We start from the raw sequence: 23691 nt of genomic DNA, 5'->3' as shown, positions 1-23691 counted from the left end.
TCATGGCGCAGCCGGGTGACAGGCGGGGAGTCGCCTTCGCCGCCATCGTGGCGGTCATCGCCGCCGTCGGCATCTACCTGACGATGTGGCCGGACTCCGGTGACACGGACGCGGGGCAGCCGTCCGCCGGCCGTACCACGACCGTCTCACCGGCTGCGCCGAGCAAGCCGCTGGCGACCGCCAGCGGCAAGCCGTTCGACATCTACTCCTACCTGCCGATGACGAAGGAGCAACTCGCCGCGGCGGCCGATCTGGCCGAACGCTTCACCGCCGCGTACGGGACGTTCCGCTACGACGAGGAGCCGGCGGCCTACGCGAACCGGGTCAAGGTGTTCACCACCGCCGACTTCGGCAACGTGCTGGCCAGGACGCGCACCTCGCCCGGCACCGTCGACCATGACCGAGCCGACGAGGTCGTGGCCGCGGGCGCGGCCAGGATGAAGGAGATCAGGCAGGTCGAGAAGTCGTCCGTCGTCTTCGTGGTCACCGGGACGCAGCAGATCACCGCCAAGAGCGGCGACAAGCAGCTCGTGGACGACTACGCGGTCACGGTGAGTCAGATGGGCTCCGACTGGCGGGTCTTCGACCTGCAACCCGCCGGCGATGGCCAGGATGGGGACATTCAGGGGTGAACACCTCCCGCGCCCACATCGCCCTGGCGGTCGGAGTCGCCGGGGTGCTGCTCCTCGCCGTCATCATCATGTCGCCGATGCTGATGACCTCGATCCCGTCGTTCCTCGGCAGCGGAGGCACCGGCCGTACCGACTGCCTCGACGGCGGCACACCTGCGCAGGAGGTGTCCGACACCGGCGCCTCGGACATCCCGGCCGACTACCTGGAGCTCTACAAGAAGTTCGGCAAGAAGATCGGCGTCCAGTGGAACATCCTGGCCGCCGTCGGCAAACGCGAGACCGACCACGGCCGTTCGAACATGGCGGGCGTCAAGAGCGGCACCAACTCCGCGGGCGCGGCCGGGCCGATGCAGTTCCTGATCAGCACGTGGGGCGGCAAGGCGCAGATCGCGGTGTCGTCGAAGTTCAGCGGGTACGCCTCCGACGGCAACGGCGACGGCGTCGGTGACGTCTACAACCCCGCCGACGCCATCCTGGGCGCCGCGAAGATGCTCAAGCGCAACGGCGCTCCGGAGAAGGTACGGCAGGCGCTGTTCATCTACAACCGCGCCTGGTGGTACGTCGACCAGGTCGAGCAGATCGCCAAGGGCTACGCCAAGTCCGGTGACGTCGAGGTGCCGCCGCAGGCCGACGACGCCTGCGACGATCCGCTGGTCGAGGCCGCGCCGAGCGACGTGGTGGCCAAGATCCTGCAGTTCGCGCTGGCCCAGCGCGGCAAGCCGTACCTGTGGGGCGGGACCGGCCCCGACGCGTTCGACTGCTCGGGCATCATCTACGCCGCCTACCGGGCGGCGGGGCTGTTGATCCCGCGGACCACGTTCGGGCAGTGGCCGTTCGGCGTGAAGATCTCGCAGGGCGAGGAACAGGCGGGCGACCTGGTGTTCTTCAACGCCGGGCCGGGCACGGGACCCGACAGCCCCGGACACGTCGGGATGGTCGTGTCGAAGGGCAAGATGGTCGAGGCGCGCTGCACGCTGTGCGGGCCGATCAAGGTGACGAGCTACCAAGCGCGCGACAATATTGTGGGTTTCACTCGACCATTACAGAACCCAGATGTGCTCGAGCAGCTGAGGAAGCTGCAGAATGCGGCACTATGACAGTGATCGTGGTAGCGGCGGTGATCGTTTCATCGGACGGGCGCGTGCTCGCCGCGCAGCGGGCCGAGCCGCCCGCGCTCGTCGGCGGGTGGGAGTTCCCGGGCGGCAAGGTGGATCCCGGCGAGAGTGAGACCGCGGCGCTGATCCGGGAGTGCCGCGAGGAGCTCGGGGTGACCGTGTCCGTGGGCGCGCGGGTCGGCGGTGACTGGCCGCTGTCCGAGGGGTACGTGATGCGGGCCTGGCTGGCCACGGTGGTCTCGGGTGCGCCGGAGGCCAAGGAGCATCTGGCCCTGAGGTGGCTCGGGCCCGGCGAGTACTACGACGTGGCGTGGCTCCAGGCGGACCTGCCGCTCATGAAGGCCGTGGAAGATCTGCTCAGGCAGGATTAACCGTCTCCTCTGAGTGACATAACGATTACCGAGAGTAATGTCACTCGACCGGGGGGAGGCGACGTGGTCAGACATGGCTGGATCGTGGCGGGGGCACTGGCCTTCGCCGGGGCGTCGGTTGTGGTGGGCATACAGTGCGAGCCCGTGGCGGCCGGGGTCTTCAGGGCCGCTGGAGCGGCTGGGATGGCGCTGGTGTTCGAGCGGCTGGGGGATCCGGCTGACTTCGGGAAGTGGGTGCGGACCGGGGACGCGCTGCGGTTCCGGGTGAGTCTGGACGGGCTCGGGCACGACGCCCGGCTCGCGGTGGCGACCAGCCCGGCGCGGGCTCTCACGTCGATGACGTGCCCCGGCTTGCCCGTTGCGACCCCTGGGGGATCGAGTACGGGGCTGGGTGAAAGCGGGCTTCAGGCGGGCGGGCGGCCAGTCGGCGGGCTTCAGGCTGGCGGGCCGGCACCAGACGGCGCCCTGGCGGCCCGGACCGCGGCGGTGAACGCGCTCGCCGGTGAGGCGGCCGGCGGACAGGCGGCTGACCGGGCGTCTACGGGTGGACAGACGGTTGGCGTGGCGTCTGCGGGCGGGCAGGCGGTTGGCGTGGCGTCTGCGGGTGGGCAGGCGACTGGTGGGCAGGGGTTCGGGCTGATCGGCGCCGAGTCGGCGCCGGTCGGTGTCCTGGCGTCTGGGCCATCGTCGATGATGACCGCGTCGGCGGCGACCGCGCCGGGCGGGGTCGTGCCGGGGGTTGTTCCTGAGGCTCGGGTGTGCGCGCTGGGTGATGCGGCGGGGGATCGGTCCGTGGACGTGCTGCTCACCGTGCCGCGAGGGCCGAGGGAGGTCGTGCTCACGGCGGCTGCTCGGGCGCGTGAGGTGGCGGGCGGTGCTGCCACGACCATCGTCGGCTCCACCGCGACGCCCGTCAAAGCACCGGCGAGAACGTCTGCCGAGGCGACCGGCAGGACGGGGGCGTCTGTTGAGGGCCTCTCGAACAGGACGAAGGCAACTGCTGAGGGCCTCTCGAAGAGAACGCGCGGTGAGGTGGCAGCACGCGGGAAGTTCGACGACGACCGCACGGGGACGTTCGTCGAGATACCGCGCGGTGACGTCGCGCTGAGCGGCCGGGCGGTGCGTGTCAGACCCCGGGCCGACGACGCTCACCCGGCCGGCAAGGCGTCTGCTGAAAGGCCGGGTTCCGGAAACGGCCGTCCGGGCAAGTCCCATCTGCGGACCGTCTCGGCCGGTCGCGGGCACGCGTCTGGCGGAGCCTCGGACGGTACGTCCGTACGGGCCCAGGTGCTCCCACCGGAGACGCACCGCGAGCCCGCACTGAGGCTGCCTCAGGTCGCTTCCCCCGTGACGTCCGGGGCCGTCATCGGCGGCACCCCTCCGGGGGTTGGCACCGCAGGGACTTCAGGACTCGGCACCGGCGGTACCCCTCCAGAGGTTGGCACCGCAGGGACTACGGGACTCGGCACCGGCGGTACTCCGGGACTCGGCACCCCGGGACTCGGCACCCCAGGACTCGGCACCCCAGGACTCGGCACCCCAGGACTCGGCACCCCAGGACTCGGCACCCCAGGACTCGGCACCCCAGGACTCGGCACCCAGGGACTTGGTACTCCCGGTTTCGGTGCCGGTGCGGCAACCGGATGGGGAGCCATGACTTCGGCCGAAGAAGTCGGGGCGCCACTGCCGCTCGCCATTTCCGGTAACCGCTTTCAACCGGCCGAGCGGGTGAATCCCCTGGCAGGCGTACGAGGGCTGCCGTGGGCCGCGGGCGGGATCGCGGTGCTGCTGGGAGGGCTGTGGCTGGTCGCCAGGGCACAGCGCTCGCGATTGTGGCGAAAGGTGTTGTAATTCGGTCTTTACTGTTACTTTTACCCGGCTAGTATTCCCTTGACCATGGTTTCGGGACTGCGCGGAGGGCACAGGTGGCACGTACGCGAGCGACGGCCGTGTCCGCACTGATCCTGGCCTTGGGATTGACCGGTGCCGGTGTGGCCCCCTTCGTCATCCAGACCGCGAGCGCCTCCGCGGTGGCCTACGACCCCGCCGTCGATCCTTGCGATGCCGGGGAAGTGTGCGACATCACGCCGGAGACCACCGTCACCGTCACCACGACGATGGGCACTCCCACGCCGGACCCGGAAACGACGATCACCAGGACCGTCACCGCGCCCACGAGGACGACGACGAAGACGGCCAACCCGAAGACGTCGAAGAAGCCGAGCGCGTCCAGCACTCCCAGCACCGAGAAGACCACGCCCTCGCAGATGCAGCCGATCCCGTCGCAGAGCGTGGATGTGCCGTCCGTGAGCCCAACGACCACGCCCGAGGACACGGACCCGGCCGTCGTCCTGCCCACCGTGGCGCCCACCGAGACTCCCTCGACGACGCCGTCGCTGACCTCGGCGGAGAGCCCGACGGACGAGTCGGTCCAGCTCGAAATGCGTAACGCGGCCCCCGAGTACGACCAGCAGACGGTGGCCCGGCAGCTCAGCATCCCGGCGCTCATCCTGGTGCTGCTCGCGCTGTTCGCGGTGCTCATCTTCGAGGGGCGCCTGCGCCGGATGGCCCACGCGGCGGCCGTGCGCAAGGCGGGCCCGCAGATCGGCCCGGGTCAGCCCGGCTTCCCGGGAGCCCCCGGTGGGCCTGGAGCCCCTGGTGGGCCGGGCCCGGTCGGCTACCCGGCAGGTCCCGGCTATGCCACAGGGGCCTTCCCGGCGCCCGGTTATCCGGGTGGCACGGCGTACGCGCCGATCATCAGCTTTGTCCCTGTACAGACCTATCCGGGGGGACAGGTCCAGTACGGCGCGGTCTATCAGGACCCGAACATGTACGGTCAGCCTGGTTACAGCCCCGAGCAGCCGCCCATGGCGGCGGGCGAGCCCGTGGTGCTGCATCCGGATGAGTTCGACTCGTTCAGCCACGAGCCCGCCAAGCCGGACTTCGATGCCTTCAGCCGTCCCGAGGAGGAGCCGTATCGGGCTCCGTTCGAGGCTCTGGTCCCCGCTGAGCAGCCGCCGGGCGACATCCCTCCCGGAGGCTCCGGTCCATACGAGGACTCGCCTGAGCGGCCCCTGGGCGCCGCCTCGGCCGCCGAGACCGGCGACGCCGAGCCGTGGGAGGCTTTCGGCCCCGCGCCCGCCCCGGCCGACGCGCCGCCGGCCGAGGCGCCTCCGGTCGACGACGTGACCGCCATCCAGCCGCTTCCCCCGCAGGAGCCCAAGCGCCGTTGGGGTCGTGGTTCGTAACTCGGTCATGCGCGAGTCCGAAGAAGGCGGCTGAGAACGAGTCGTTACGGTGAGCGCCCCGTGAGCGTTCACGACCGGCGCTGGAATGTCGCGCGCCGACGTCGGTGGGGCGGGTAACCCATGCGAAGCCGTACAGGATGAAAAGCACCAAACACCCGCGAGATCGCCGAGAGCACCGACGTCGGCGGGGCGCATAAAGGCGGGTGACTCGGTGGGGCGCTCGCGTGCGGGTGGCGGGAACTCTGGGGTCAGTTCAGGCGCCGCCACCGAGCAGGCCGCCGCCGCCCGGCAGGCGCAGACCAGCGCTGAGGCCGCTGCCGAGCAAGCGACGCGGGACGTGCAGCACCAGATCGTCCTCGCCCATCGCGGCGAGACGGCCCCAGAGCCCGACCTGCTCCGGCTGGCCGCCGACATCCTGCAGGAGGTCGTACAGCAGGAGGCGAGCGGCTACCAGTGGGACGTGGACGGTACCCGTGCGGTCTCCGCTGACCTTCGCGCTCTGGCCGCCGACGCGGCCCAGGGCGAGGACGACCAAGCTCGATCAGGGGGAGGTGCGGCTCGGCGCACGCCTAGAGCGGCTGTGCTCGACGCCGAGCGGGCGTCGAGGAGCTGATCAAGCGCGGCCTGACCAGCGTGGTCGACGACTACAAGGGCTGGGATCTGTACGAGTCTGCGGCGCCGACCTCGGCTGGGGCGAGCAGCTCGTCCCTCGCTGCAGCGCAAGGGCCAAGCGTCGTGGGCGGCGTGATCACCATGCCGACGAGCTCGGCAGACGTACTGCGCCGGGACCGCCTACCCCACTCGGTACAGCCAGTACGACACGCTCTGCGGAGCATCCGGCGGCTTGTAGGCCTCCACCGTCGCGCCCTCGTATCCGTAGGTCGTCGAGACCGTGCTCGTGGTCTCCGTCTCGTAGTCCTCGTACTTATCTTCGTAGTCCTTCGTGATGAACATCTGGCTGGTGTCGTAGACGCTTTCCACGATCACCCGCCCGGGTCCGAACATGTCGATGAGGTCCTGCCGGAACAGCTCCAGGCGGGCCTTGCATCCGGTGCACGGCCCGATGTTGCCGACCACCACGACCCGGATGTGGGCGCCATGAGGGAACGAGGAATGAAGCCCCTCGATCCAGTCCCAGGCTTCCTGCAGGACGGCGGCCTCGCTGTCCTGCTTGGACATGCGCGCCTGCGCCTTGTCGACGCGTCCCTGGTAGCCGCGGCCGTCATTGGTCGTCAGGGAGTAGCGCGTCGTTCCCCCGGAACGCGCTTCCGCGACCGGGGTCTTGTAGCTGTGCGCCTCGTCGAAGGAGAGGTTTCCGTTGACCATCACCAGCGCCCGGGAGAACAGGCCCTCGCCCTTGATACTGATGTCTGCCAGCGACTTTGCGATCTGCGGTGCCGCGGGGTCTGAGGTGAGGGCTTCGGGGTACGTCCCGGTCATCGTGGTCCTCCTTGACGAGGGAGAAGAACCTCAGCCTTTCATCCGGAAGGGCGCCGTCAAGGGCCGTCAGTGTCCGGCTCCGGCCAGCTTGCTCCGCGCAAGAATTGCAATCTACTAGGGACACGCGTGACGTGGCGTCGGCAACGACCAGGCCCCGGTCCGGCTGGCCGGCCTGTACGCTCTGGAACGCCTGGCGCAGGACACCCCGGTGCTGCGGCAGACCATCGTGGACGTGATCTGCGCGTATCTGCGCATGCCCTACACCCCGCCCCCGACCAGGCGGGCGCCGCCGTCCCGCGCGTCGTCGGCGTCGCCGCACCTCCGCCTCGACCTCACCGGCGCCGCCCTCGCGAACTTCAACCTCAGCCACTGCCGCATTGACGACGCCATGTTCGACGAGGTGAGCTTCACCGGCCCTGTCGTGATCAACGGGGCGACCTTCGCCAGCCTTGCCAGGCACTTCGACCTGGGGAAACACGGCATTGATCGTTATCGCGCCGCACTTATCCCCCATGTTCGAGCCGGAACCCCCGAGATCGCGGCCCCTTCCCGGCGCATTCCGGCCGCGTCCTGATCAGGGGAAACACGAACCAAGATCCACTTAATGTGGGTTCTGGCTCGGTTCAGCTCAGCTGAAGCGGAACTGTTGGCCGGGGCTTTTGTCGCAGGGCCATAGGTGTAGCGGGACTCCGATGCCGGTGAGCCCTCGGACCACCTCCAGGCATCCGCCCGGGACGAAACAGTAATCCCCCGTAAAGGCGTGTGACGGGCGCGCCGACGAGCGCCAGGGCGACACCACGGCCGCCGGTCGACCAGGATCGCATGCGTTTCGCGGAGCGCGCGTTGGTGACGGTTGTTCGGCGGCACCTCACGTCCGCGTGACGAGTTTGTCGAAGGTGCGGTCGGAGAGGAGGCGGTTGCTGCGCAGAAGGAGTTTGGCCAGGTAGCCGACGGCGTAGCGCGGCTTCGGGGACGTGGACTCGATGGCGGCGCGGATGGCCTGGGCGACCACGGCGGGGTCCGAGGCCTTGTTCTTCCCGGCGAAGGCATTCTCCGCGCGGTCCGCCATCGCTTTCGCCACGGTGGCATAAGCCCCCTTGCCGGAGACCGCTCTCAGCTCGTGGGGCGTGCTCGACTCGAATTCCGTCTTGATGAGGCCGGGCTCGATGAGCACCACATTGATGCCGAACCGGCCGACCTCCTGGCGGAGACTGTCGGAATAGCCTTCCAGGGCGTGTTTCGAGGCGTGGTACCAGGCGCCGAGCGGGAGCGAGATCACCCCGGCGATCGAGGAGACGTTGACGATCGTGCCGGAGCCGCGCTCGCGCATCTGAGGCAGGACCAGTTGGATCAGCCGGGCGGGCCCGAACAGGTTGACCTCGAACCCGTGGCGCCCGCTGTCGATCGGCACGTCCTCGGCGGCGCCGTACACGCCGATGCCGGCGTTGTTCACCAGCGCGTCGATGCCGGGCTGCTCGTCGAGGACGGTGCCGACGACGCGCCGCAGGTCCTCCTCCTTGGTGACGTCCATCGCGAGGATGTGACCGCCGGCCTCGCGGATGTCCTCCATCCGGTCGACGCGCCGGGCCACGCCGTACACCGTGTGGCCGGCACGCAGCAGTTCGAGTGCGGTGGCGCGGCCGATGCCGGCCGAGGCGCCTGTGACGAGGCAGATCTTGGCTGCCATGGAACGACCTTTCCTCAGGTGTCGCCTATGCGGTAGCGGAACAACGACATGGCGTTCCGCATCCAGGCCATCCTCGTGAGGACCTGGAGGGTGACGCGGTAGTGCGGGGCGGCGATCTGTTCGAGGTTCGACAGGACGGGGACGCGGTCGAGCAGGGTGAGCCCGCCGGTCCAGCGCTCCGGATCGTGCGGATCGGCGAGTGACGAGAGCTTCCAGCCGAGCGTCCTGGAGAAGGCGGCGAGCCAGGGGGCGATGGCGTCGAAGGCGAGCTCGCCGTGCGGGATGCGTTCGGCCAGCCGGACGAGGAGTCGCCTGACGTCCGGTCCCGCGAGGTACATCAGCAGTCCCTCGGCGATCACCAGCACGGGACGGTCGGCGGGGATCGACTCCAGCCAGCCGGGCTCCGTCACCGAGGAGGCGATCATGCGGTAGTGGTCGCGCTCGGGGTAGAGGCGCCCGCGCAGGTCGATGACCTCGGGGAAGTCGACGTCGATCCACTCGACGCCGGGCGGCGGGTCGATGCGGAGGACCCGGCTGTCCAGGCCGCAGCCCAGGTGCAGCACGGCGGCGTCGGGATGATCGGTGAGGTACTGCCTGGTCCAGGTGTCGAGCCGCTTGGCACGCAGCAGGCCCAGGTAGCGGTCGCCGGCCGCCATCTTGATCTTGAAGCGGTTGTAGTCGAGGCGGTCGAGCGTGTCGGCGGCCCAGGGGTCGTCGAGGATCGGGTGCGCCGAGCGGCTGTCGAGTGCCCTGAAGTACAGCGTGTACAGGAGGGTCTCCTTCGCGCCGGTGAGTTCCACCTTTTCTGTGCGCATCTGTCAGTCCTGTCTGGTGGGGTACGCGCCGTAGAGCAACTCCCGGTAGGGCGGGATCAGGGTGTCGTAGAGGGCGATGATCTCCGCGGCGGCGGTGGCGACCACCTGCGGGCCCGGCGGCGCGGCCGGTTCGTACGCGTGCCGGACGACATGCGCGAGCGCCTCGGCCTTGGCCTCCAGGTCCGGCTCGCCGGGCACCGGAGCCACGGTGTCGAGGAGGTAGAAGCCCGCCTGCGTCGCGGTCAGGCCGTACATCAGGTGTTCGACGTCGTCGCGGAACAGGCCGTGACGGAGCATCACCCCGTGGAAGCGCGCGGTGGCGAGCAGTTCGTTGCCGCGCGTCGCGCTGTCCGCCATCCTGCCCTGGAGCATCGGCAGTTCGCCGGTGAGGAGCGCGCGCAGCACCGGCCTGCGGCTCACGACCAGGAACAGCGTGCTGATCATGCGGTGCGGCAGCACCACGGACGGATCGCGGCGCAGCTCGTCGAGCAGCGTCTCGATGTAGATGACCCCCTCGCGCACGAACAGGGCCTCGAAGAGCTGCTGTTTGGTACGCCAGTGCAGGTAGACGGTGCCCTTGCCGATGTCGGCCCGCTGGGCGATGTCGTCGATCGTCACCTTGCGGAAGCCGAGGCGCACGGTCAGCTCGGCCGCCGCGTCGAGGATCCGGTCGGCGCGGTCGGTGGCTTCGCTCGGTCTTCCTGGCATCCGTCCTCCGTGGTGACTTGTTGACCAATTTAGCAAAACCAGTCAACAAGTCATATCCCTGGCGACAGAAAGGCCGGTGAGGGGAGCCCTCACCGGCCTTGGGTTCAGTACGCCGTTACTTGGCGCGCTTGAAGATCTTGTTGCCCAGCCACACGATCGGGTCGTACTTGCGATCCGCCACGCGCTCCTTCATCGGGATGAGCGCGTTGTCGGTGATCTTGATGTGCTCGGGGCAGACCTCGGTGCAGCACTTGGTGATGTTGCAGTAGCCCAGGCCGTGTTCGTCCTGGGCCGACTCCTGCCGGTCCGCCACGTCGTACGGGTGCATGTCCAGCTCCGCGATGCGCATGAGGAAACGCGGCCCGGCGAAGGCGGGCTTGTTCTCCTCGTGGTCACGGATGACGTGGCAGATGTTGTTGCACATGAAGCATTCGATGCACTTGCGGAACTCCTGGGACCGCTCGACGTCGACCTGCTTCATCCGGTACTCGCCCGGCCGGACATCCGCCGGCGGAGTGAACGACGGGATTTCTCGCGCTTTTTCGTAGTTGAACGAGACGTCTGTGACGAGGTCCTTGATGACGGGGAAAGTCCGCATCGGGGTGACGGTGATCGTCTCGTCCTCGGTGAAGGTGGACATCCGCGTCATACAGCCCAGCCGCGGCTTCCCGTTGATCTCCATCGAGCAGGAGCCGCACTTGCCGGCCTTGCAGTTCCAGCGGACCGCCAGGTCGGGCGTCTGCGTGGCCTGCAGGCGGTGGATGATGTCGAGGACGACCTCGCCCTCGTTCACCTCGACGGTGAAGTCCTCGAGCTTGCCCTCACCGCCCTCACCGCGCCACACCTTGAACTTTGCCTTGTAGCTCATGACTTTGCGATCCCGTCGAACTCGGTCATCTCTTCGTCGGTGAGGTATTTCGTCAGCTCGTCCCGGTCGAACAGCTTGATCAGGTGGTCGGCCATCGAAGGCTGGACCTTCTCCTCGACCTCGACGGACGAGCCGTCCTCCGTCGAGCAGACGAGCAGCTTGCGGCGCCATACCGGGTTCATGCCGGGGAAGTCGTCACGGGTGTGCCCGCCACGGCTCTCCTCGCGCAGCAGCGCGGCCCGCGCCACGCACTCCGAGACGAGGACCATGTTGCGCAGGTCGATCGCGAGGTGCCAGCCGGGGTTGTAGATGCGCGAGCCGGCCGCGCCGACCAGCTGTACGCGCTCCTTGAGCTTCTCCACGACCTCCAGGGCCTCGGACACCTCTTCGGCCTTGCGGATGATGCCGACCAGGTCGTTCATCGTCCGCTGGAGCTCGTGGTGCACCTCGTAGGGGTTCTCGCCGGAGCGGCCCAGCGGCGCCAGGGCCTCGGTGTGCGCCTCTTCTACGAGCTCCTGGACCACCTTGGGCCTGGCCGGCAGGGAGTCGATGTACGCGGCGGCGCCGGCACCCGCCCGGCGGCCGAAGACCAGCAGGTCGGACAGCGAGTTGCCGCCCAGGCGGTTGGAGCCGTGCATGCCGCCCGAGACCTCGCCCGCGGCGAAGAGCCCTGGCACGGCCGCCGCACCGGTGTCGGCGTCGACCTCGACGCCGCCCATGATGTAGTGGCAGGTCGGGCCCACCTGCATGGGCTCGGCGGTGATGTCGACGTCCGCCAGCTCCTTGAACTGGTGGTGCATCGACGGCAGCCGCCGCTTGATCTCCTCGGCCGGGAGCCGGGTGGACACGTCGAGGAAGACGCCGCCCTGGGGCGAGCCGCGCCCCGCCTTCACCTCGGAGTTGATCGCGCGGGCCACCTCGTCACGCGGCAGCAGCTCCGGGGGACGGCGGTTGTTGGCCTGGTCGGTGTACCAGCGGTCGCCCTCCTCCTCGCTGGTGGCGTACTTGTCCTTGAACACCTCGGGGATGTACTTGAACATGAAGCGCTCGCCGTCGGAGTTGCGCAGCACGCCGCCGTCGCCGCGGACCGACTCGGTGACGAGGATGCCGCGCACGGACGGCGGCCAGACCATCCCGGTGGGGTGGAACTGGATGAACTCCATGTTGATCAGCTTCGCGCCGGCCAGCAGGGCCAGGGCGTGGCCGTCACCGGTGTACTCCCAGGAGTTGGAGGTCACCACGTAGGACTTGCCGATGCCGCCGGTCGCCAGCACCACCGCGGGCGCATCGAAGACCACGAAATTTCCGGTCTCGCGCCAGTAGCCGAAGCCACCCGAGATGCGGTCGCCGTCCTTGAGCAGGCGGGTGACCGTACATTCCGCGAAGACCTTGATGTAGGCCTCGTGATCGCCGTGTGTCTCGAAGTCCTCCTGCTGCAGCGCGACGACGCGCTGCTGCAGCGTGCGGATCAGCTCCAGGCCGGTGCGGTCGCCGACGTGGGCCAGCCGGGGGTACTCGTGCCCGCCGAAGTTGCGCTGGCTGATCTTGCCGTCCTTGGTGCGGTCGAACAGCGCACCCCACGCCTCCAGCTCCCAGACCCGGTCGGGGGCCTCTTTGGCGTGGAGTTCGGCCATCCGCCAGTTGTTCAGGAACTTGCCGCCCCGCATGGTGTCACGGAAGTGCACCATCCAGTTGTCGTCCGGGTTGACGTTGCCCATCGCGGCGGCCGCGCCGCCCTCGGCCATGACCGTGTGGGCCTTGCCGAACAGCGACTTGCAGACGATCGCCGTCCGCTTGCCCTGCTGGCGGGCCTCGATCGCGGCCCGCAGTCCGGCGCCGCCCGCGCCGATGACGACGACGTCGTATTCGTGACGCTCGATTTCCACAGAAAGATCCTTTAAGCGAACGGGAAGGCGATGATGCCCTTGGCGACCAGGCGGACGTAGAGGTCGGCGCCCATGACGGAGAACATCGAGGCCCACGCGAGGGGCTGGTGCTTGGCGTTGAGCTTGGAGACGAAGGTCCAGGCCCGGTAGCGAAGCGGGTGCCGGGAGAAGTGGTTGAGCCTGCCCGCGGTGATGTGCCGGCAGGAGTGGCACGACAGCGTGTAGGCGACGATCAGGACGGCGTTGGCGATCAGGACCCAGGAGCCGAGGCCCAGCGGCTTGTGGATGACCGCGAGGATCGCGTCGTAGCTCAGGATCGCGCCGATGACGATGGCCGCGTAGAAGAAGTACCGGTGGATGTTCTGCATGATCAGCGGGAAGCGCTTCTCACCGCTGTACTTGCCGTGCGGCTCCTGTACGGCGCACGCGGGCGGCGACAGCCAGAACGACCGGTAGTAGGACTTGCGGTAGTAGTAGCACGTCAGCCGGAACCCGCCGGGCAGGCCGAGAATCAGCAGGCCGGGGGGCAGCGTGTACCAGTCGCCGATCGGCGCCCAGCCGAACAGCCGCGCTCCCTCAGGACACGAGGTCGTGAGGCAGGGCGACGAGAACGGGGCGATGTACGGGTCGAAGTAGTAGCTGCCGTCGATGATCGCCCACACGCCGTAGACGAGGAAGGCGCTGAGCGCCAGGAACGTCAGCAGCGGGGCCAGCCACCATCTGTCGGTGCGCAGCGTACGCACCTTGATCTGCGCACGCTGCCTTCTGACAGGAGCATCGGGCGTCGTCTGGGTCATCGCGGACCTCTCCACCTCCCGCGGACCCTGCTCACAGGGAATCCGGGTCGTTCGGTTGGCGCGTACACGGCGGGGCGGGGCCTCCGCTCGCGGCGCGCGTTTGGTGGGGGATACGTTACGACGACCGCCTCGGGATTTGTGAGGAGGGTCACTCACTTTTTCGATGACTCGCTGTGATTCCTGTCACGTACCCCTGTCACGTGGGCTGCCCTTTGCTCGGCAGCTTAACCACGGTCACGAAAAAATCATCTATTTGGCGGACAACCCGGATAAATTGCTCAAAATCCACCGGCTTGGAGACGTATGCGTTGGCGTGCAGCCGGTAGCTGTGCAGGATGTCCTCCTCCGCCTCCGAGGTCGTCAGGATCACCACCGGGATCGTGCGCAGGTCGGCGTCGGCCTTGACCTCGCTGAGCACCTCCAGGCCGCCCATCCTGGGCAGGTTCAGGTCGAGCAGCACGAGGTCGGGCCTGGGGGCGTCGTGGTAGCCGTTCTCCTGGCGCAGGAAGGCCATCGCCTGCTCGCCGTCATTGACCACGTGCAGGCGGTTGCGGACCTTGTTGAAGTCGAACGCCTCCTTGGTGAGGAGCACGTCACCCTGATCGTCCTCGACCAGGAGCACCTCGATCGGCCGCCAGTCAGTCGTCATCTACATCTCCAGCCGCGGGCAGGGTCCAGCGGAACGTCGCGCCCGGCCCGTCGGCCTCGCCGTCGAGCCAGAGCTGTCCGCCGTGATATTCGACGATCTTGCGACAGAGCGCGAGCCCGATGCCAGTCCCTGGATACACGTCTCTCGCGTGCAGGCGCTGAAATATCAGGAAGATGCGGTCCGCGTACTTGGCCTCCACCCCGATCCCGTTGTCCGAGCAGCTGAACTCCCACATCTCGCCTGCCCGCTTGACGCCGATGTGCACGCGCGGCGGCAGATCCGAGCGGAACTTGACGGCGTTCTCGATCAGGTTCTGGAAGAGCTGGGTGAGCTGGCCCCGGTTGCCGACGACCTCGGGCATGGCGTCGCGGGTGACGACCGTCCCGGTGTCCTCGATCGCGGCCGAGAGGTTGTCCAGGGCCGTGGTGAGCGCCGCGCCCGTGTCGGTGATCACCCGTTCGCCGGTGACCCGGCCGACCCTGGAGAAGTCGAGCAGGTCGTTGATGAGCAACTGCATGCGCTTGGCGCCGTCGACCGCGTAGCGGATGTACTCCTTGGCCCGGTCGTCGAGCCGGTCTCCGTACCTCTGCTCCAGCATCTGCGTGAAGCTGGCGACCTTGCGGAGCGGCTCCTGCAGGTCGTGGCTGGCGACGTAGGCGAACTGCTCCAGCTCTCCGTTGGACCTGCGCAGCTCGTCGGCCTGCTCCTCGGCCCGGCGCCAGGCCGTCACGACGCGCCTGCGCATGGAGTCGACGTGGCTCGACAGCTCGGCCAGCTCCGCCGGCCGCTCCACGCTCAGCTGATGGTCGAAGTCGCCCGCCGCGACCTTGCGCACCTGGTCGGTCAGCTGGGCGATGGGCTTCAGTACGGCGAAGCGGACGATGAACACCAGCCCGATCCCCGCCGCGGCCAGCACGACCAGCAGCACGATCAGCGCCACGTTCAGCCGGTCGAGCTGGGCCGCGACCCTGGGCAGCGGGCGCTGCGCCCGTACGTCGGCGACCAGCATCATGATCAGTGCGGCCCCCATCGCGAAGATCACGGCGCTCACCACGCCGATGGCGACGAACCAGCGGGCCACCGGCAACTTGCCGAGGCCCGTCGCCGGCTTCGGCGGGGGCAGTGGATGGATCCTCACTCCGGCCTCCTGCTGACGAGTATCGCGGCGAGGTCGTCGCTGAGCGTGCCCACGTGCCTGATGAGCCGGTCGAGGTCGATCGAGCCGTGCTCGCGTACCAGGTCGACCAGTCCGTCCACGCCGAGCAGTTGCTTCTGCTCGCCCACCGCGGCCTCGATCAGGCCGTCGGTGTAGAGCATCATGGACCATTCCTCGCCCAGGGGCACGTCGAGGATGGTCCATTCGGCGTCGGAGAAGATGCCGAGCGGCGGCCCTGAGGGCGCGCCGTCGACCACGCTGACAACCCCGTCGCGGACCAGGACCGGCGGTGGATGGCCGACCACCCGCATCCTGGCGTCGCGCAGGTCTGGCGAGATCGTCGCCATGCAGAGCGTGGTGAAGATCTCCGGGGCCTGGCGCTCCGCGCGCAGCACGGCATCGAGCGTGCGCAGCATCCGCTCGCCGGTCTGCCCGGCGAGCACCAGCGTGCGCCAGGCGATGCGGAGCGCCACGCCTAGCGCGGCCTCGGCGGGGCCGTGCCCACAGACGTCGCCGACCACGATGTGCACCGAACCGTCGGGCGTCTGCACGGTGTCGAGGAAGTCGCCGGCCAGCAGCGCCCCCTGGCTGCCCGGCAGGTAGCGGGTGGTGTGGTTCAGCGCGTCGGTGTGCAGCAGGGCGACGGGCAGCAGGCCGCTCTCCAGCCGGGCGTTCTCCTTGGCGGTCAGCTCGGCCGCGACCAACCGGAGCTGCGCCAGATCGGCCCGCTTGCGTTCCATCGCGTAGCGGATGGCCCTGGCCAGCAGTCGCGCGTCGACGTCCTGCTTGACCAGGTAGTCCTGCGCGCCGGCCTTGACCGCGGCGACCCCCACGTGGGCGTCGCGCAGTCCGGTGAGCACCAGCACGGCCGCGTGCGGTGCCGCCGCCAGCACCTGCTCCAGCGCCTCCAGGCCGGTGGCGTCGGGGAGCGAGAGGTCGACGAGTACGCACTGGATCCGGGAGTCGAGCTTGGCCTTGCCCTCCTCCAGGCTGCGTACCCAGGTGATCCGCGGTGGGGCCTCAGCCTGCTTGAGGAGCTCCTCGACCAGGAACGCGTCACCGTCGTCGTCCTCGATGAGGAGGAGCGTCAGCGTTTCGTTGAGAGTTGCCGTCACACGCGCCTCTTCATAGAAGTTTGGACATGTTGTGGTTCATTCTGCGATGAGCTCGACCCCTTGTGGAAGCGTGCGTTCGTGACCGGCCTCGACGATGAAGGAGAGCAGCGTCGCCCGGAATGCCTGCGCCGCCCTCGTCGGCTCCACATCCTTGCGGTGGGCCAGCGCGATGGTCCGGCTCAGCCCCGGCGGCGCCAGCGGAGTGCCGGTCAGCCCCGGCCGTCCGTCGAGCACCATGGACGGCACCACGGCCAGCCCCAGCCCTGCCTCCACGAACCGCAGGACGGCGTCCATCTCCCCGCCCTCCACCGCGAACCTGGGCTCGAACCCGGCCTGGCGGCACGCCGTCAGCGTCGCCTCGCGCAGGTCGTAGCCGCGCCTGAACATCACCATCGCCCGGCCGCGCAGATCCTCCATGCGCAGGTACGGCTTGCGCTCCGGCTGGTGGGACGGCGTCACCACGACCAGGTTCTCGCGCAGGATCTCCTCGGTCACCAGCGACGGGTCGTCGCCCTGCAGCGGCGTGATGATGAGCGAAAGGTCGAGCTGCCCGCGGGCCAGCGCCCTGACCAGGTCACGCGAGCCGTCCTCCTCGACCAGCAGCTCGATGCCCGGGTACGCCCGGTGGAAGCGGGCCAGGGCGTCGGCCAGCAGCCCGGCGCAGAGTGACGGCGTGGCGCCGAGTCGTACCCTGCCCCTGCGCAGCCCGGCGAGCTCGGCCACCTCCTGCCTGGCGGTGCCGGCGTCGGCCAGCATCCGGCGGGCCAGCGGCAGCAGCGCCTCTCCCGCCGGGGTCAGCGTGACGTTGCCGCGCGCTCTGGAGAACAGCGGGGCGCCGAGGTCGCTCTCCAGGGCCTTGATCTGCTTGCTGAGCGACGGCTGGGCGACCCGCATCCGCTCGGCGGCCTGGGTGAAGTGCCTGGTCTCCGCCACGGCGACGAAGTAGGCGAGTTGCTGCAACTGCATGTGATTTTCCTCGCACCGGCTGACGGGATTTCCTTACGTCGGCCGTACAAACCAAGCATCATAGCCGAAGGCTATGGAAACCAGGCCCGTCATGACTTGGACGGATCATGGCTGGATATCTAGCGTCAGAAGGCGTGACAGCCACGATTGAGCGGGGCGCCGCTACCGCGCCAGTCTCGAAGCCCGCACCGAAGAAGCCAACGCCCGGAAAGCGCGGCGGGTTCCTGCGCTCGTCGAACGGCAAGAAGGTCATCATGGCCGTGACGGGCGCCGTGATGGTGCTCTTCCTGGTCCTCCACATGCTGGGCAACCTCAAGATCTTCCTGGGCAGGGACTCGTTCAACGAGTACGCCGAGGCGCTGCGCACGCTGCTGGAGCCGATCGCGCCGTACCGGACGGTGCTGACGATCCTGGAGGTCGGCCTCGTCGTGTCGGTGGTCCTGCACATGTGGGCGGCGATCTCGCTCGCGCGGCGGGCCCGTCACGCCCGGCCGGTGAAGTACGTGGCCAAGAAGTCGCAGGCCCAGGGCTACACCACGCACATCATGCGGTGGGGCGGCGTCACGATCCTGCTCTTCCTGGTCTGGCACCTGCTCGACCTGACCTTCGGCGTGGTGAACCCCAAGGGGTATAACTCCGCGCCGGCCGACCGGATGATCGCCGGGTTCGACCTGTCGCGCTGGTGGGTCACCCTCTTCTACATCGTGGCCGTCGTCATGGTCGGCCTGCACCTGCGGCACGGCGTCTGGAGCATGTTCCAGACGCTCGGCTGGGCCACCCGTTTCAAGGGCCTTCGCCCGGTCGCGGCGCTGGTGTCCGCGGTCCTGGTCATCGGCTTCCTCGCGCCGCCGCTCGCCGTCACGTTCGGAGTGATCAAGTGAAGTACACCGAAGGCCCGGAGATCCAGGACACCAAGGCTCCCTCGGGCCCCATCGAGGACCGGTGGGAGAAGCGGAAGTTCGGCGCCAAGCTCGTCAACCCGGCCAACAAGCGCAAGCTCAACGTGATCGTGGTCGGCACCGGCCTGGCCGGCGGTTCGGCCGCCGCGACGCTGGGCGAGCTGGGCTACAACGTCAAGTCGTTCTGCTACCAGGACACGCCGCGCCGCGCGCACTCCATCGCCGCACAGGGCGGGATCAACGCCGCGAAGAACTACCGCGGCGACGGTGACTCGATTTACCGCCTTTTCTACGACACGGTGAAGGGCGGGGACTTCCGGGCCCGCGAGTCGAACGTCTACCGCCTCTCCCAGGTCTCCGTGAACATCATCGACCAGGCGGTCGCCCAGGGCGTCCCGTTCGCCCGTGAGTACGGCGGACTGCTGGACACCCGCTCCTTCGGCGGCGCGCAGGTCTCCCGCACCTTCTACGCGCGCGGCCAGACGGGCCAGCAGTTGCTGCTCGGCGCCTACCAGGCCCTGGAGCGGCAGATCGCGGCCGGGACCGTGGAGATGTTCACCCGGCACGAGATGCTCGACCTGATCGTCGCCGACGGCCGGGCGCGCGGGATCATCGTCCGCGACATGGTCACGGGCGAGATCGAGCGGCACGTGGCCGACGCGGTCGTGCTGGCCTCCGGCGGCTACGGGAACGTGTTCTTCCTGTCCACGAACGCCAAGGGCTGCAACACCACGGCGATCTGGCGGGCGCACGAGCGCGGCGCGTACTTCGCCAACCCCTGCTACACGCAGATCCACCCGACCTGCATTCCGGTGTCGGGTGAGTACCAGTCGAAGCTGACGCTGATGTCGGAGTCGCTGCGCAACGACGGCCGCGTATGGGTGCCGAAGGTCGGGGGTGACGCGCGGCCCGCCGGGGAGATCCCGGAAGCCGACCGCGATTACTACCTGGAGCGGATTTATCCGGCTTTCGGGAACCTCGTCCCTCGGGACATCGCCTCCCGCGCCGCCAAGAACGTCTGCGACGAGGGACGCGGCGTCGGCCCCGGCGGGCTGGGCGTCTACCTGGACTTCGCCGACGCGATCAGCCGCCTCGGGCGGGAGGCCGTGGAGAAGAAGTACGGCAACCTCTTCGAGATGTACGAGCGCATCACGGGCGAGAACCCCTACGACACGCCGATGCGCATCTACCCGGCCGTCCACTACACGATGGGCGGCCTGTGGGTCGACTACGACCTGCAGTCCACGATCCCCGGCCTGTTCGTGGTCGGCGAGGCCAACTTCTCCGACCACGGCGCCAACCGCCTCGGCGCCTCCGCGCTGATGCAGGGCCTGGCCGACGGTTACTTCGTGCTGCCCACCACGCTCGGCGACTACCTGGCGGCCGGGCCGTTCGGGGAGGTCTCCGACGAGGCCGTGGCCGAGGCCGAGATCAAGGTGCGTACCAGGATCGACAGGCTGCTCACGGTGAACGGCACGCGCACCCCCGACTCCTTCCACCGGGAGCTGGGCAAGCTCATGTGGGACTACTGCGGCATGGAGCGCACCGAGGAGTCGCTGCGCAAGGCGCTGGAGCGCATTCCGGAGCTGCGCGAGGAGTTCTGGCGCGACGTGAAGGTGTCGGGGACCGCCGAGGAGCTGAACCAGGTTCTGGAGAAGGCCGGGCGGGTCGCGGACTTCTTCGACCTGGCCGAGCTCATGTGCCTCGACGCGCTGATCCGTACCGAGTCGTGCGGCGGCCACTTCCGCGCCGAGTCGCAGGACGCCGAGGGCGAGGCCCTGCGTGATGACGAGCACTTCGCCCACGTGTCGGCCTGGGAGTTCTCTGGGGACGGACCGGTGCTGCACAAGGAATCGCTCGAGTACGAGTACGTCAAGATGACCCAGCGGAGCTACAAGTGAACCTGACCCTTCGCGTCTGGCGCCAGAGCGGCCCCTCGACTCCCGGGAAGATGGTGACTTATCGGGTTGAAGAGGTTTCGCCGGATATGTCGTTCCTGGAGATGCTCGACGTGCTCAACGAGCGCCTCATCCTCTCGGGCGACGATCCGGTGGCCTTCGACCACGACTGCCGCGAGGGCATCTGCGGCATGTGCGGCATGGTCATCAACGGCGTCGCCCACGGCGAGCAGCGCGCCACCACCACCTGCCAGCTCCACATGCGCCACTTCGAAGACGGCGCCACCATCACCATCGAACCGTGGCGCGCGGCGCCGTTCCCGGTGGTGAAGGACCTGGTGGTGGACCGGTCGGCGTTCGACCGCATCATCCAGGCCGGCGGCTTCGTCTCGGTCCCGGCGGGTTCGGCCCCCGACGCCCACAGCATCCCGGTCCGCAAGGAGGACGCCGACGACGCTTTCGACGCCGCCACCTGCATCGGGTGCGGCGCCTGCGTGGCGGCCTGCCCCAACGGGTCGGCGTCCCTCTTCACGGCCGCGAAGATCACCCACCTGTCACTTCTTCCCCAGGGACAGCCGGAACGGCTGACGCGGGCCAAGGCGATGGTGGACCAGATGGATGTGGAGGGGTTCGGCGGGTGTACGAACACGGGTGAATGCACCGCCGTCTGCCCCAAGGGGATTCCGCTGGACACGATCGCCCAGATGAACAGCGACTACCTCAAGGCCAACTAGACCGGTTGATTGCCTGACCTTGGGGGCGGAGAGCTCCGTCCCCAGGGCGCGGCGCCTTTGGGGTGAGGTCGCTCCCGTGCCGGCCGCATCCCGTGCACTTCAGGACGGCGACTGGACGGCGACGTCTGAGCAGCGTTCTGGGGAGCGGCAGAGACTTGCTCCAGGACCTGGGCGGGCCTTTTCTGGGCGCCCGGATGCCCACTCTCACCGTCATGGACACTCCAAGCACTCCACGACACCCTGCGCCGTCCCGGATCACCGGGCTGAACACCACCGCGGTCCGCACCGTCAGCCCGGCCTGTTCGGCGAGGCGGACGAGGCTGCGGCCGACGGCCGGGTTCCGGATCACTTCCGTGGTGATGTACCGGACGAGGCCCTGGCCTGCCGGTGAGTCGATCAGCAGGCCGTGCCAGTCGGGTTCGGCCATGGCGATGACGGCGCCCGGCCGGGCCACACGGCGGAACTCCGCCACCACTCTCCCCGGATCCGGCACATGCTGCAGCATCCGGTCCGTGCGAGCCCGGTCCACGGTGCCGTCGGCGAGCGGCATCGCCTGGGCGTCGCCGGTGAGGATCTCGACGTTGGTACGGTCGGCAAGCCGTACCCGGGCCTGGTCCACCATGACCGGATCATGATCGAGGCCGATCACTGTACCGGAAGAGGCCGCGGTGGCCGCCATCGGCAAGCCCGTCATCGCCGCCGTCACCGGGTACGCCCTGGGCGGCGGCTGCGAGCTGGCCCTGTGCGCGGACTTTCGGGTGGCGGGGGAGCCGGCCAAGGCCCTTCCAGATGAAGTCACCGCGCCTGACCGCTCAGGAGGCGTCCCCATAGCTCGTTGGCAGCCGAAGCGGACACCCACGCACTCTCGACGATGCCGGTCGAAGCGCCGACCGAGGTGCGCCGCACGAACCACAGGCCGCCCGCCGCACACAGCTCGAACTGCGGGTTCTGGCAGATGCACGTGTGCTCGCGCACCCGTACCCGGTGCGCGCGTGGAAGGCTCGGTTCCCACAGCACCGACTCAAGCTTTGCCTGGGGAGCGGCTACGTGCAACCCGGGGCAATCGAGGGCGGACGTCCAGGTGATCACGACATCACCGCACGGGCCTGTTGCTCTTGTAGCAGCGCCACGAACGCTCCCACGTCCTCGGCACTCACCGTCTGCTGAAGCCCGGCATCAATCTGGGCGTTACGAAGCTGGACACCGCTCCTGGTTGCGTAGAACACGCCCGCGTCACTGCAGAAGAATGACCAGCCGGGGAACGTGGCGCGAAGCGCATCAAGGTCGTAGCCGGGTATCGCCATGACTACAGGTTACGCCAACCTTCCCCCCCCTGCCTAGAGGTACCTCGGGGTACCCCTGGAAGGGCAGGGCAATCCTTGGGTTCCTAGCGTGGCAAGCATGGACTTCAAGCCCGACGAGCTGCGCTGGCGTGCAGTAGCCGACGAGATCCGGCGAAGGATCGCCGCCGGTGTGTACAGGCCTGGCATGCCAATACCGGGGGAGCCCCGGTTGGCTGTTGAGTTGGGCGTGTCCAAGGGGACAGCCCGCCGGGCGCTCAACGCCCTTCTATCGGACGGCACGCTCTATTCGGTGTTGGGCAAGGGCACGTTCGTGAGCCATCCCGATGGGAGCAACGACGACCCCGACGAGAGTAACGAAGATTAGCCCGAACTGGTCGCTGAAAGCCCAGCTCAGACGGGCATTATCTGGCGTCGAGCCTGACCGGATGAGTACTTTTCCACGGCTTTAAGGCGGCCCGCCTGCGGCGCGCGGTCACTGGCCGCGCTACGACTCTCCGGCCGGTCCCGGCCAGCATCGCCACAGCACGAACATGCCGGCTAGTACGGACTACGGCCGGTGTCACGCCACGCCCTGAGAAACATCCCCGCTCCGTCGAAGATCGTCCCGAGCACGGTGGAGTCCCCACAACGGCGATCACACACGCGCCGGGTGGCCCGGAGGTGAGATTTCTCTGGGCCACCCGGCGCTGTTCTCGTTGATACGCTTTGGCGTGGTAAAGAGTTTTAAAGGCAATTTCAGCTGATAAGTCCGTCTGCTGCATCCAAGGCGTAAACCTTGTGGTCCCCGCTGCCCACGTAGACGAGGCCCTGCGCGACGACCGGGCTCGAATCTACCCAGCCGCCGGTGGTATAGGTCCACCGGGAATCCCCGGTGTTGGCACCCAATGCATACACATTTCCGTCGCGACTGCCGACGTAAACGATTCCGTCGGACACCGCAGGACTGGAGTGGATCATATCTCGCGTGCGATAGGTCCAGCGTATCGAGCCGTCCATGGCATTGATGGCATAAACTTTTCCATCCCGGCCGCCTATATAGACAACCCGGTCGACGACGGTCGGACTGGAGTCGATCTCGCCCCCGGTTCCCGAGGTCCAGCGTACGATTCCAGTTCTCGCGTCTATCGCATGGACTTTCCCGTCGGCGCTGCCGACGTAGACCGAACCGTCGCTAAAGAATGGGCGGGAATGAACCGCACCCCCGGTCTGATATGCCCAGACCAGCTTGCCGGTGCTCTTGTCGAGGCAATAGATGCGGCCATCGTCGCTACCGGTGTAAACGGCGTTTCCATCCACGAATGGACGCGTGTACACAGAATGAATTCGTAGAGTCGTAGAGTCGTGACTGCCTGCTGTCTCTGGTGTATGCCGGGGATATGAGGTACGGGCAGAGGGGCGGGTAC

General features: G+C 68.2%; 26 protein-coding genes and 1 pseudogene. 12 read left to right on the top strand and 15 right to left on the bottom strand.

Going from position 1 to position 23691, the window contains the following annotated elements; translation table 11 throughout:
- Positions 1-2 precede the first annotated feature (2 nt).
- The 6 genes from AB0F17_RS54460 to AB0F17_RS54435 all read left to right on the top strand — a co-directional run bounded on the left by AB0F17_RS54460 (position 3) and on the right by AB0F17_RS54435 (position 5979).
- Positions 3-632 carry a hypothetical protein gene (locus AB0F17_RS54460; RefSeq protein ID WP_358041359.1) on the top strand — a complete coding sequence of 210 codons (630 nt, stop codon included), beginning with the start codon at positions 3-5 and terminating at the stop codon, positions 630-632.
- Positions 629-1729 (top strand): bifunctional lytic transglycosylase/C40 family peptidase, encoded by a 1101-nt coding sequence (locus tag AB0F17_RS54455; RefSeq protein WP_358041356.1) that lies wholly within the window; start codon positions 629-631, stop codon positions 1727-1729. The genes AB0F17_RS54460 and AB0F17_RS54455 overlap by 4 nt, the downstream gene beginning before the upstream one ends.
- On the top strand, positions 1726-2118 hold the full coding sequence (locus AB0F17_RS54450) for a (deoxy)nucleoside triphosphate pyrophosphohydrolase (RefSeq protein ID WP_358041354.1): 393 nt from the start codon (positions 1726-1728) through the stop codon (positions 2116-2118). The genes AB0F17_RS54455 and AB0F17_RS54450 overlap by 4 nt, the downstream gene beginning before the upstream one ends.
- 63 nt (positions 2119-2181) lie before the next feature.
- Positions 2182-3969 carry a hypothetical protein gene (locus AB0F17_RS54445; RefSeq protein WP_358041351.1) on the top strand — a complete coding sequence of 596 codons (1788 nt, stop codon included), beginning with the start codon at positions 2182-2184 and terminating at the stop codon, positions 3967-3969.
- A gap of 74 nt (positions 3970-4043) precedes the next feature.
- On the top strand, positions 4044-5366 hold the full coding sequence (locus AB0F17_RS54440; protein ID WP_358041348.1) for a hypothetical protein: 1323 nt from the start codon (positions 4044-4046) through the stop codon (positions 5364-5366).
- A 211-nt stretch (positions 5367-5577) separates the two neighbouring features.
- A complete protein-coding gene (locus AB0F17_RS54435; RefSeq protein WP_358041345.1) occupies positions 5578-5979 on the top strand; it encodes a hypothetical protein in 402 nt (133 codons plus the stop codon).
- A gap of 179 nt (positions 5980-6158) precedes the next feature.
- Here AB0F17_RS54435 and AB0F17_RS54430 read toward each other — a convergent pair whose 3' ends face one another.
- Positions 6159-6806 (bottom strand): hypothetical protein, encoded by a 648-nt coding sequence (locus AB0F17_RS54430; RefSeq protein ID WP_358041342.1) that lies wholly within the window; start codon positions 6804-6806, stop codon positions 6159-6161.
- A gap of 208 nt (positions 6807-7014) precedes the next feature.
- On the opposite strand from AB0F17_RS54430, the gene AB0F17_RS54425 reads away from it, so the two are divergent.
- The gene (locus tag AB0F17_RS54425; RefSeq protein ID WP_358041339.1) at positions 7015-7380 is read left to right on the top strand and encodes a hypothetical protein; all 366 of its coding nucleotides are present in this window, start codon (positions 7015-7017) and stop codon (positions 7378-7380) included.
- A gap of 294 nt (positions 7381-7674) precedes the next feature.
- Here the strand turns inward: AB0F17_RS54425 and AB0F17_RS54420 are convergent, their stop codons facing one another.
- The 10 genes from AB0F17_RS54420 to AB0F17_RS54375 form a co-directional block, all read right to left on the bottom strand.
- Positions 7675-8493 (bottom strand): oxidoreductase, encoded by an 819-nt coding sequence (locus tag AB0F17_RS54420; RefSeq protein WP_358041337.1) that lies wholly within the window; start codon positions 8491-8493, stop codon positions 7675-7677.
- A gap of 14 nt (positions 8494-8507) precedes the next feature.
- Complete coding sequence (locus tag AB0F17_RS54415) at positions 8508-9308, bottom strand: class I SAM-dependent methyltransferase (RefSeq protein ID WP_358041334.1); 801 nt, start codon at positions 9306-9308, stop codon at positions 8508-8510.
- A gap of 3 nt (positions 9309-9311) precedes the next feature.
- A complete protein-coding gene (locus AB0F17_RS54410; RefSeq protein ID WP_358041331.1) occupies positions 9312-10016 on the bottom strand; it encodes a TetR/AcrR family transcriptional regulator in 705 nt (234 codons plus the stop codon).
- Between the two features lie 115 nt (positions 10017-10131).
- Positions 10132-10884, bottom strand: a complete 753-nt coding sequence (locus AB0F17_RS54405; RefSeq protein ID WP_358041328.1) for a succinate dehydrogenase/fumarate reductase iron-sulfur subunit — start codon at positions 10882-10884, stop codon at positions 10132-10134.
- The gene (locus AB0F17_RS54400; RefSeq protein ID WP_358041325.1) at positions 10881-12770 is read right to left on the bottom strand and encodes a fumarate reductase/succinate dehydrogenase flavoprotein subunit; all 1890 of its coding nucleotides are present in this window, start codon (positions 12768-12770) and stop codon (positions 10881-10883) included. Before AB0F17_RS54400 ends, AB0F17_RS54405 begins: the two co-directional genes overlap by 4 nt.
- Before the next feature lie 11 nt (positions 12771-12781).
- Entirely contained in the window at positions 12782-13567 is a 786-nt protein-coding gene (locus AB0F17_RS54395; protein WP_358041322.1) for a hypothetical protein, read from the bottom strand.
- Between the two features lie 196 nt (positions 13568-13763).
- A complete protein-coding gene (locus AB0F17_RS54390) occupies positions 13764-14216 on the bottom strand; it encodes a response regulator (protein ID WP_358041319.1) in 453 nt (150 codons plus the stop codon).
- Positions 14206-15354, bottom strand: a complete 1149-nt coding sequence (locus tag AB0F17_RS54385; RefSeq protein WP_358041317.1) for an ATP-binding protein — start codon at positions 15352-15354, stop codon at positions 14206-14208. Before AB0F17_RS54385 ends, AB0F17_RS54390 begins: the two co-directional genes overlap by 11 nt.
- A complete protein-coding gene (locus AB0F17_RS54380) occupies positions 15351-16487 on the bottom strand; it encodes a SpoIIE family protein phosphatase (protein ID WP_358041314.1) in 1137 nt (378 codons plus the stop codon). Before AB0F17_RS54380 ends, AB0F17_RS54385 begins: the two co-directional genes overlap by 4 nt.
- Positions 16488-16523: 36 nt before the next feature.
- A complete protein-coding gene (locus AB0F17_RS54375; protein WP_358041311.1) occupies positions 16524-17453 on the bottom strand; it encodes a LysR substrate-binding domain-containing protein in 930 nt (309 codons plus the stop codon).
- Between the two features lie 134 nt (positions 17454-17587).
- Between AB0F17_RS54375 and AB0F17_RS54370 the strand changes: the two genes are divergently transcribed.
- Genes AB0F17_RS54370 through AB0F17_RS54360 form a run of 3 tightly spaced genes read left to right on the top strand, consistent with a single transcriptional unit; the run spans position 17588 to position 20984 of the window.
- Positions 17588-18334, top strand: a complete 747-nt coding sequence (locus AB0F17_RS54370; protein ID WP_358041308.1) for a succinate dehydrogenase cytochrome b subunit — start codon at positions 17588-17590, stop codon at positions 18332-18334.
- Positions 18331-20253 (top strand): fumarate reductase/succinate dehydrogenase flavoprotein subunit, encoded by a 1923-nt coding sequence (locus AB0F17_RS54365; RefSeq protein WP_358041305.1) that lies wholly within the window; start codon positions 18331-18333, stop codon positions 20251-20253. Before AB0F17_RS54370 ends, AB0F17_RS54365 begins: the two co-directional genes overlap by 4 nt.
- Positions 20250-20984, top strand: coding sequence for a succinate dehydrogenase/fumarate reductase iron-sulfur subunit (locus AB0F17_RS54360; RefSeq protein ID WP_358041302.1), 735 nt, complete (start codon positions 20250-20252; stop codon positions 20982-20984). The genes AB0F17_RS54365 and AB0F17_RS54360 overlap by 4 nt, the downstream gene beginning before the upstream one ends.
- On the opposite strand, the gene AB0F17_RS54355 is transcribed toward AB0F17_RS54360, so the two are convergent.
- Entirely contained in the window at positions 20971-21663 is a 693-nt protein-coding gene (locus tag AB0F17_RS54355; RefSeq protein WP_358041597.1) for a methyltransferase domain-containing protein, read from the bottom strand. The genes AB0F17_RS54360 and AB0F17_RS54355 overlap by 14 nt on opposite strands.
- On the opposite strand from AB0F17_RS54355, the pseudogene AB0F17_RS54350 reads away from it, so the two are divergent.
- Positions 21650-21763: pseudogene (locus AB0F17_RS54350) on the top strand (enoyl-CoA hydratase-related protein); the annotation flags it as partial. The gene AB0F17_RS54355 and the pseudogene AB0F17_RS54350 sit on opposite strands and share 14 nt — an antisense overlap.
- A 16-nt stretch (positions 21764-21779) precedes the next feature.
- Here AB0F17_RS54350 and AB0F17_RS54345 read toward each other — a convergent pair.
- Both AB0F17_RS54345 and AB0F17_RS54340 read right to left on the bottom strand, forming a co-directional pair.
- Positions 21780-22001 carry a hypothetical protein gene (locus AB0F17_RS54345; protein WP_358041299.1) on the bottom strand — a complete coding sequence of 74 codons (222 nt, stop codon included), beginning with the start codon at positions 21999-22001 and terminating at the stop codon, positions 21780-21782.
- A gap of 68 nt (positions 22002-22069) precedes the next feature.
- Complete coding sequence (locus AB0F17_RS54340) at positions 22070-22288, bottom strand: hypothetical protein (protein ID WP_358041296.1); 219 nt, start codon at positions 22286-22288, stop codon at positions 22070-22072.
- 97 nt (positions 22289-22385) lie between these two features.
- Between AB0F17_RS54340 and AB0F17_RS54335 the strand changes: the two genes are divergently transcribed.
- Complete coding sequence (locus AB0F17_RS54335) at positions 22386-22652, top strand: winged helix-turn-helix domain-containing protein (protein WP_358041293.1); 267 nt, start codon at positions 22386-22388, stop codon at positions 22650-22652.
- Positions 22653-23023: 371 nt separating this feature from the next.
- Here the strand turns inward: AB0F17_RS54335 and AB0F17_RS54330 are convergent, their stop codons facing one another.
- Complete coding sequence (locus AB0F17_RS54330; protein ID WP_358041290.1) at positions 23024-23602, bottom strand: PQQ-binding-like beta-propeller repeat protein; 579 nt, start codon at positions 23600-23602, stop codon at positions 23024-23026.
- Between the last annotated feature and the right edge of the window lie 89 nt (positions 23603-23691).

The sequence above is a fragment of the Nonomuraea sp. NPDC026600 genome (assembly GCF_040638335.1).
In the GTDB taxonomy this organism is placed as follows: Bacteria; Actinomycetota; Actinomycetes; order Streptosporangiales; family Streptosporangiaceae; genus Nonomuraea.
Note: the sequence above shows the minus strand (reverse complement) of the source record. Positions and strands in the feature narration are given on the sequence as shown.

What these genes read in the sequence shown, in the direction of transcription:
- AB0F17_RS54460 (WP_358041359.1), top strand. Translation starts at nt 3, where the DNA reads ATGGCGCAGCCGGGTGACAGGCGGGGAGTCGCCTTCGCCGCCATCGTG.
- AB0F17_RS54450 (WP_358041354.1), top strand. Translation starts at nt 1,726, where the DNA reads ATGACAGTGATCGTGGTAGCGGCGGTGATCGTTTCATCGGACGGGCGC.
- AB0F17_RS54430 (WP_358041342.1), bottom strand. Translation starts at nt 6,806, where the DNA reads ATGACCGGGACGTACCCCGAAGCCCTCACCTCAGACCCCGCGGCACCG.
- AB0F17_RS54420 (WP_358041337.1), bottom strand. Translation starts at nt 8,493, where the DNA reads ATGGCAGCCAAGATCTGCCTCGTCACAGGCGCCTCGGCCGGCATCGGC.
- AB0F17_RS54415 (WP_358041334.1), bottom strand. Translation starts at nt 9,308, where the DNA reads ATGCGCACAGAAAAGGTGGAACTCACCGGCGCGAAGGAGACCCTCCTG.
- AB0F17_RS54410 (WP_358041331.1), bottom strand. Translation starts at nt 10,016, where the DNA reads ATGCCAGGAAGACCGAGCGAAGCCACCGACCGCGCCGACCGGATCCTC.
- AB0F17_RS54405 (WP_358041328.1), bottom strand. Translation starts at nt 10,884, where the DNA reads ATGAGCTACAAGGCAAAGTTCAAGGTGTGGCGCGGTGAGGGCGGTGAG.
- AB0F17_RS54395 (WP_358041322.1), bottom strand. Translation starts at nt 13,567, where the DNA reads ATGACCCAGACGACGCCCGATGCTCCTGTCAGAAGGCAGCGTGCGCAG.
- AB0F17_RS54390 (WP_358041319.1), bottom strand. Translation starts at nt 14,216, where the DNA reads ATGACGACTGACTGGCGGCCGATCGAGGTGCTCCTGGTCGAGGACGAT.
- AB0F17_RS54375 (WP_358041311.1), bottom strand. Translation starts at nt 17,453, where the DNA reads ATGCAGTTGCAGCAACTCGCCTACTTCGTCGCCGTGGCGGAGACCAGG.
- AB0F17_RS54355 (WP_358041597.1), bottom strand. Translation starts at nt 21,663, where the DNA reads ATGGCGGCCACCGCGGCCTCTTCCGGTACAGTGATCGGCCTCGATCAT.
- AB0F17_RS54340 (WP_358041296.1), bottom strand. Translation starts at nt 22,288, where the DNA reads ATGGCGATACCCGGCTACGACCTTGATGCGCTTCGCGCCACGTTCCCC.
- AB0F17_RS54335 (WP_358041293.1), top strand. Translation starts at nt 22,386, where the DNA reads ATGGACTTCAAGCCCGACGAGCTGCGCTGGCGTGCAGTAGCCGACGAG.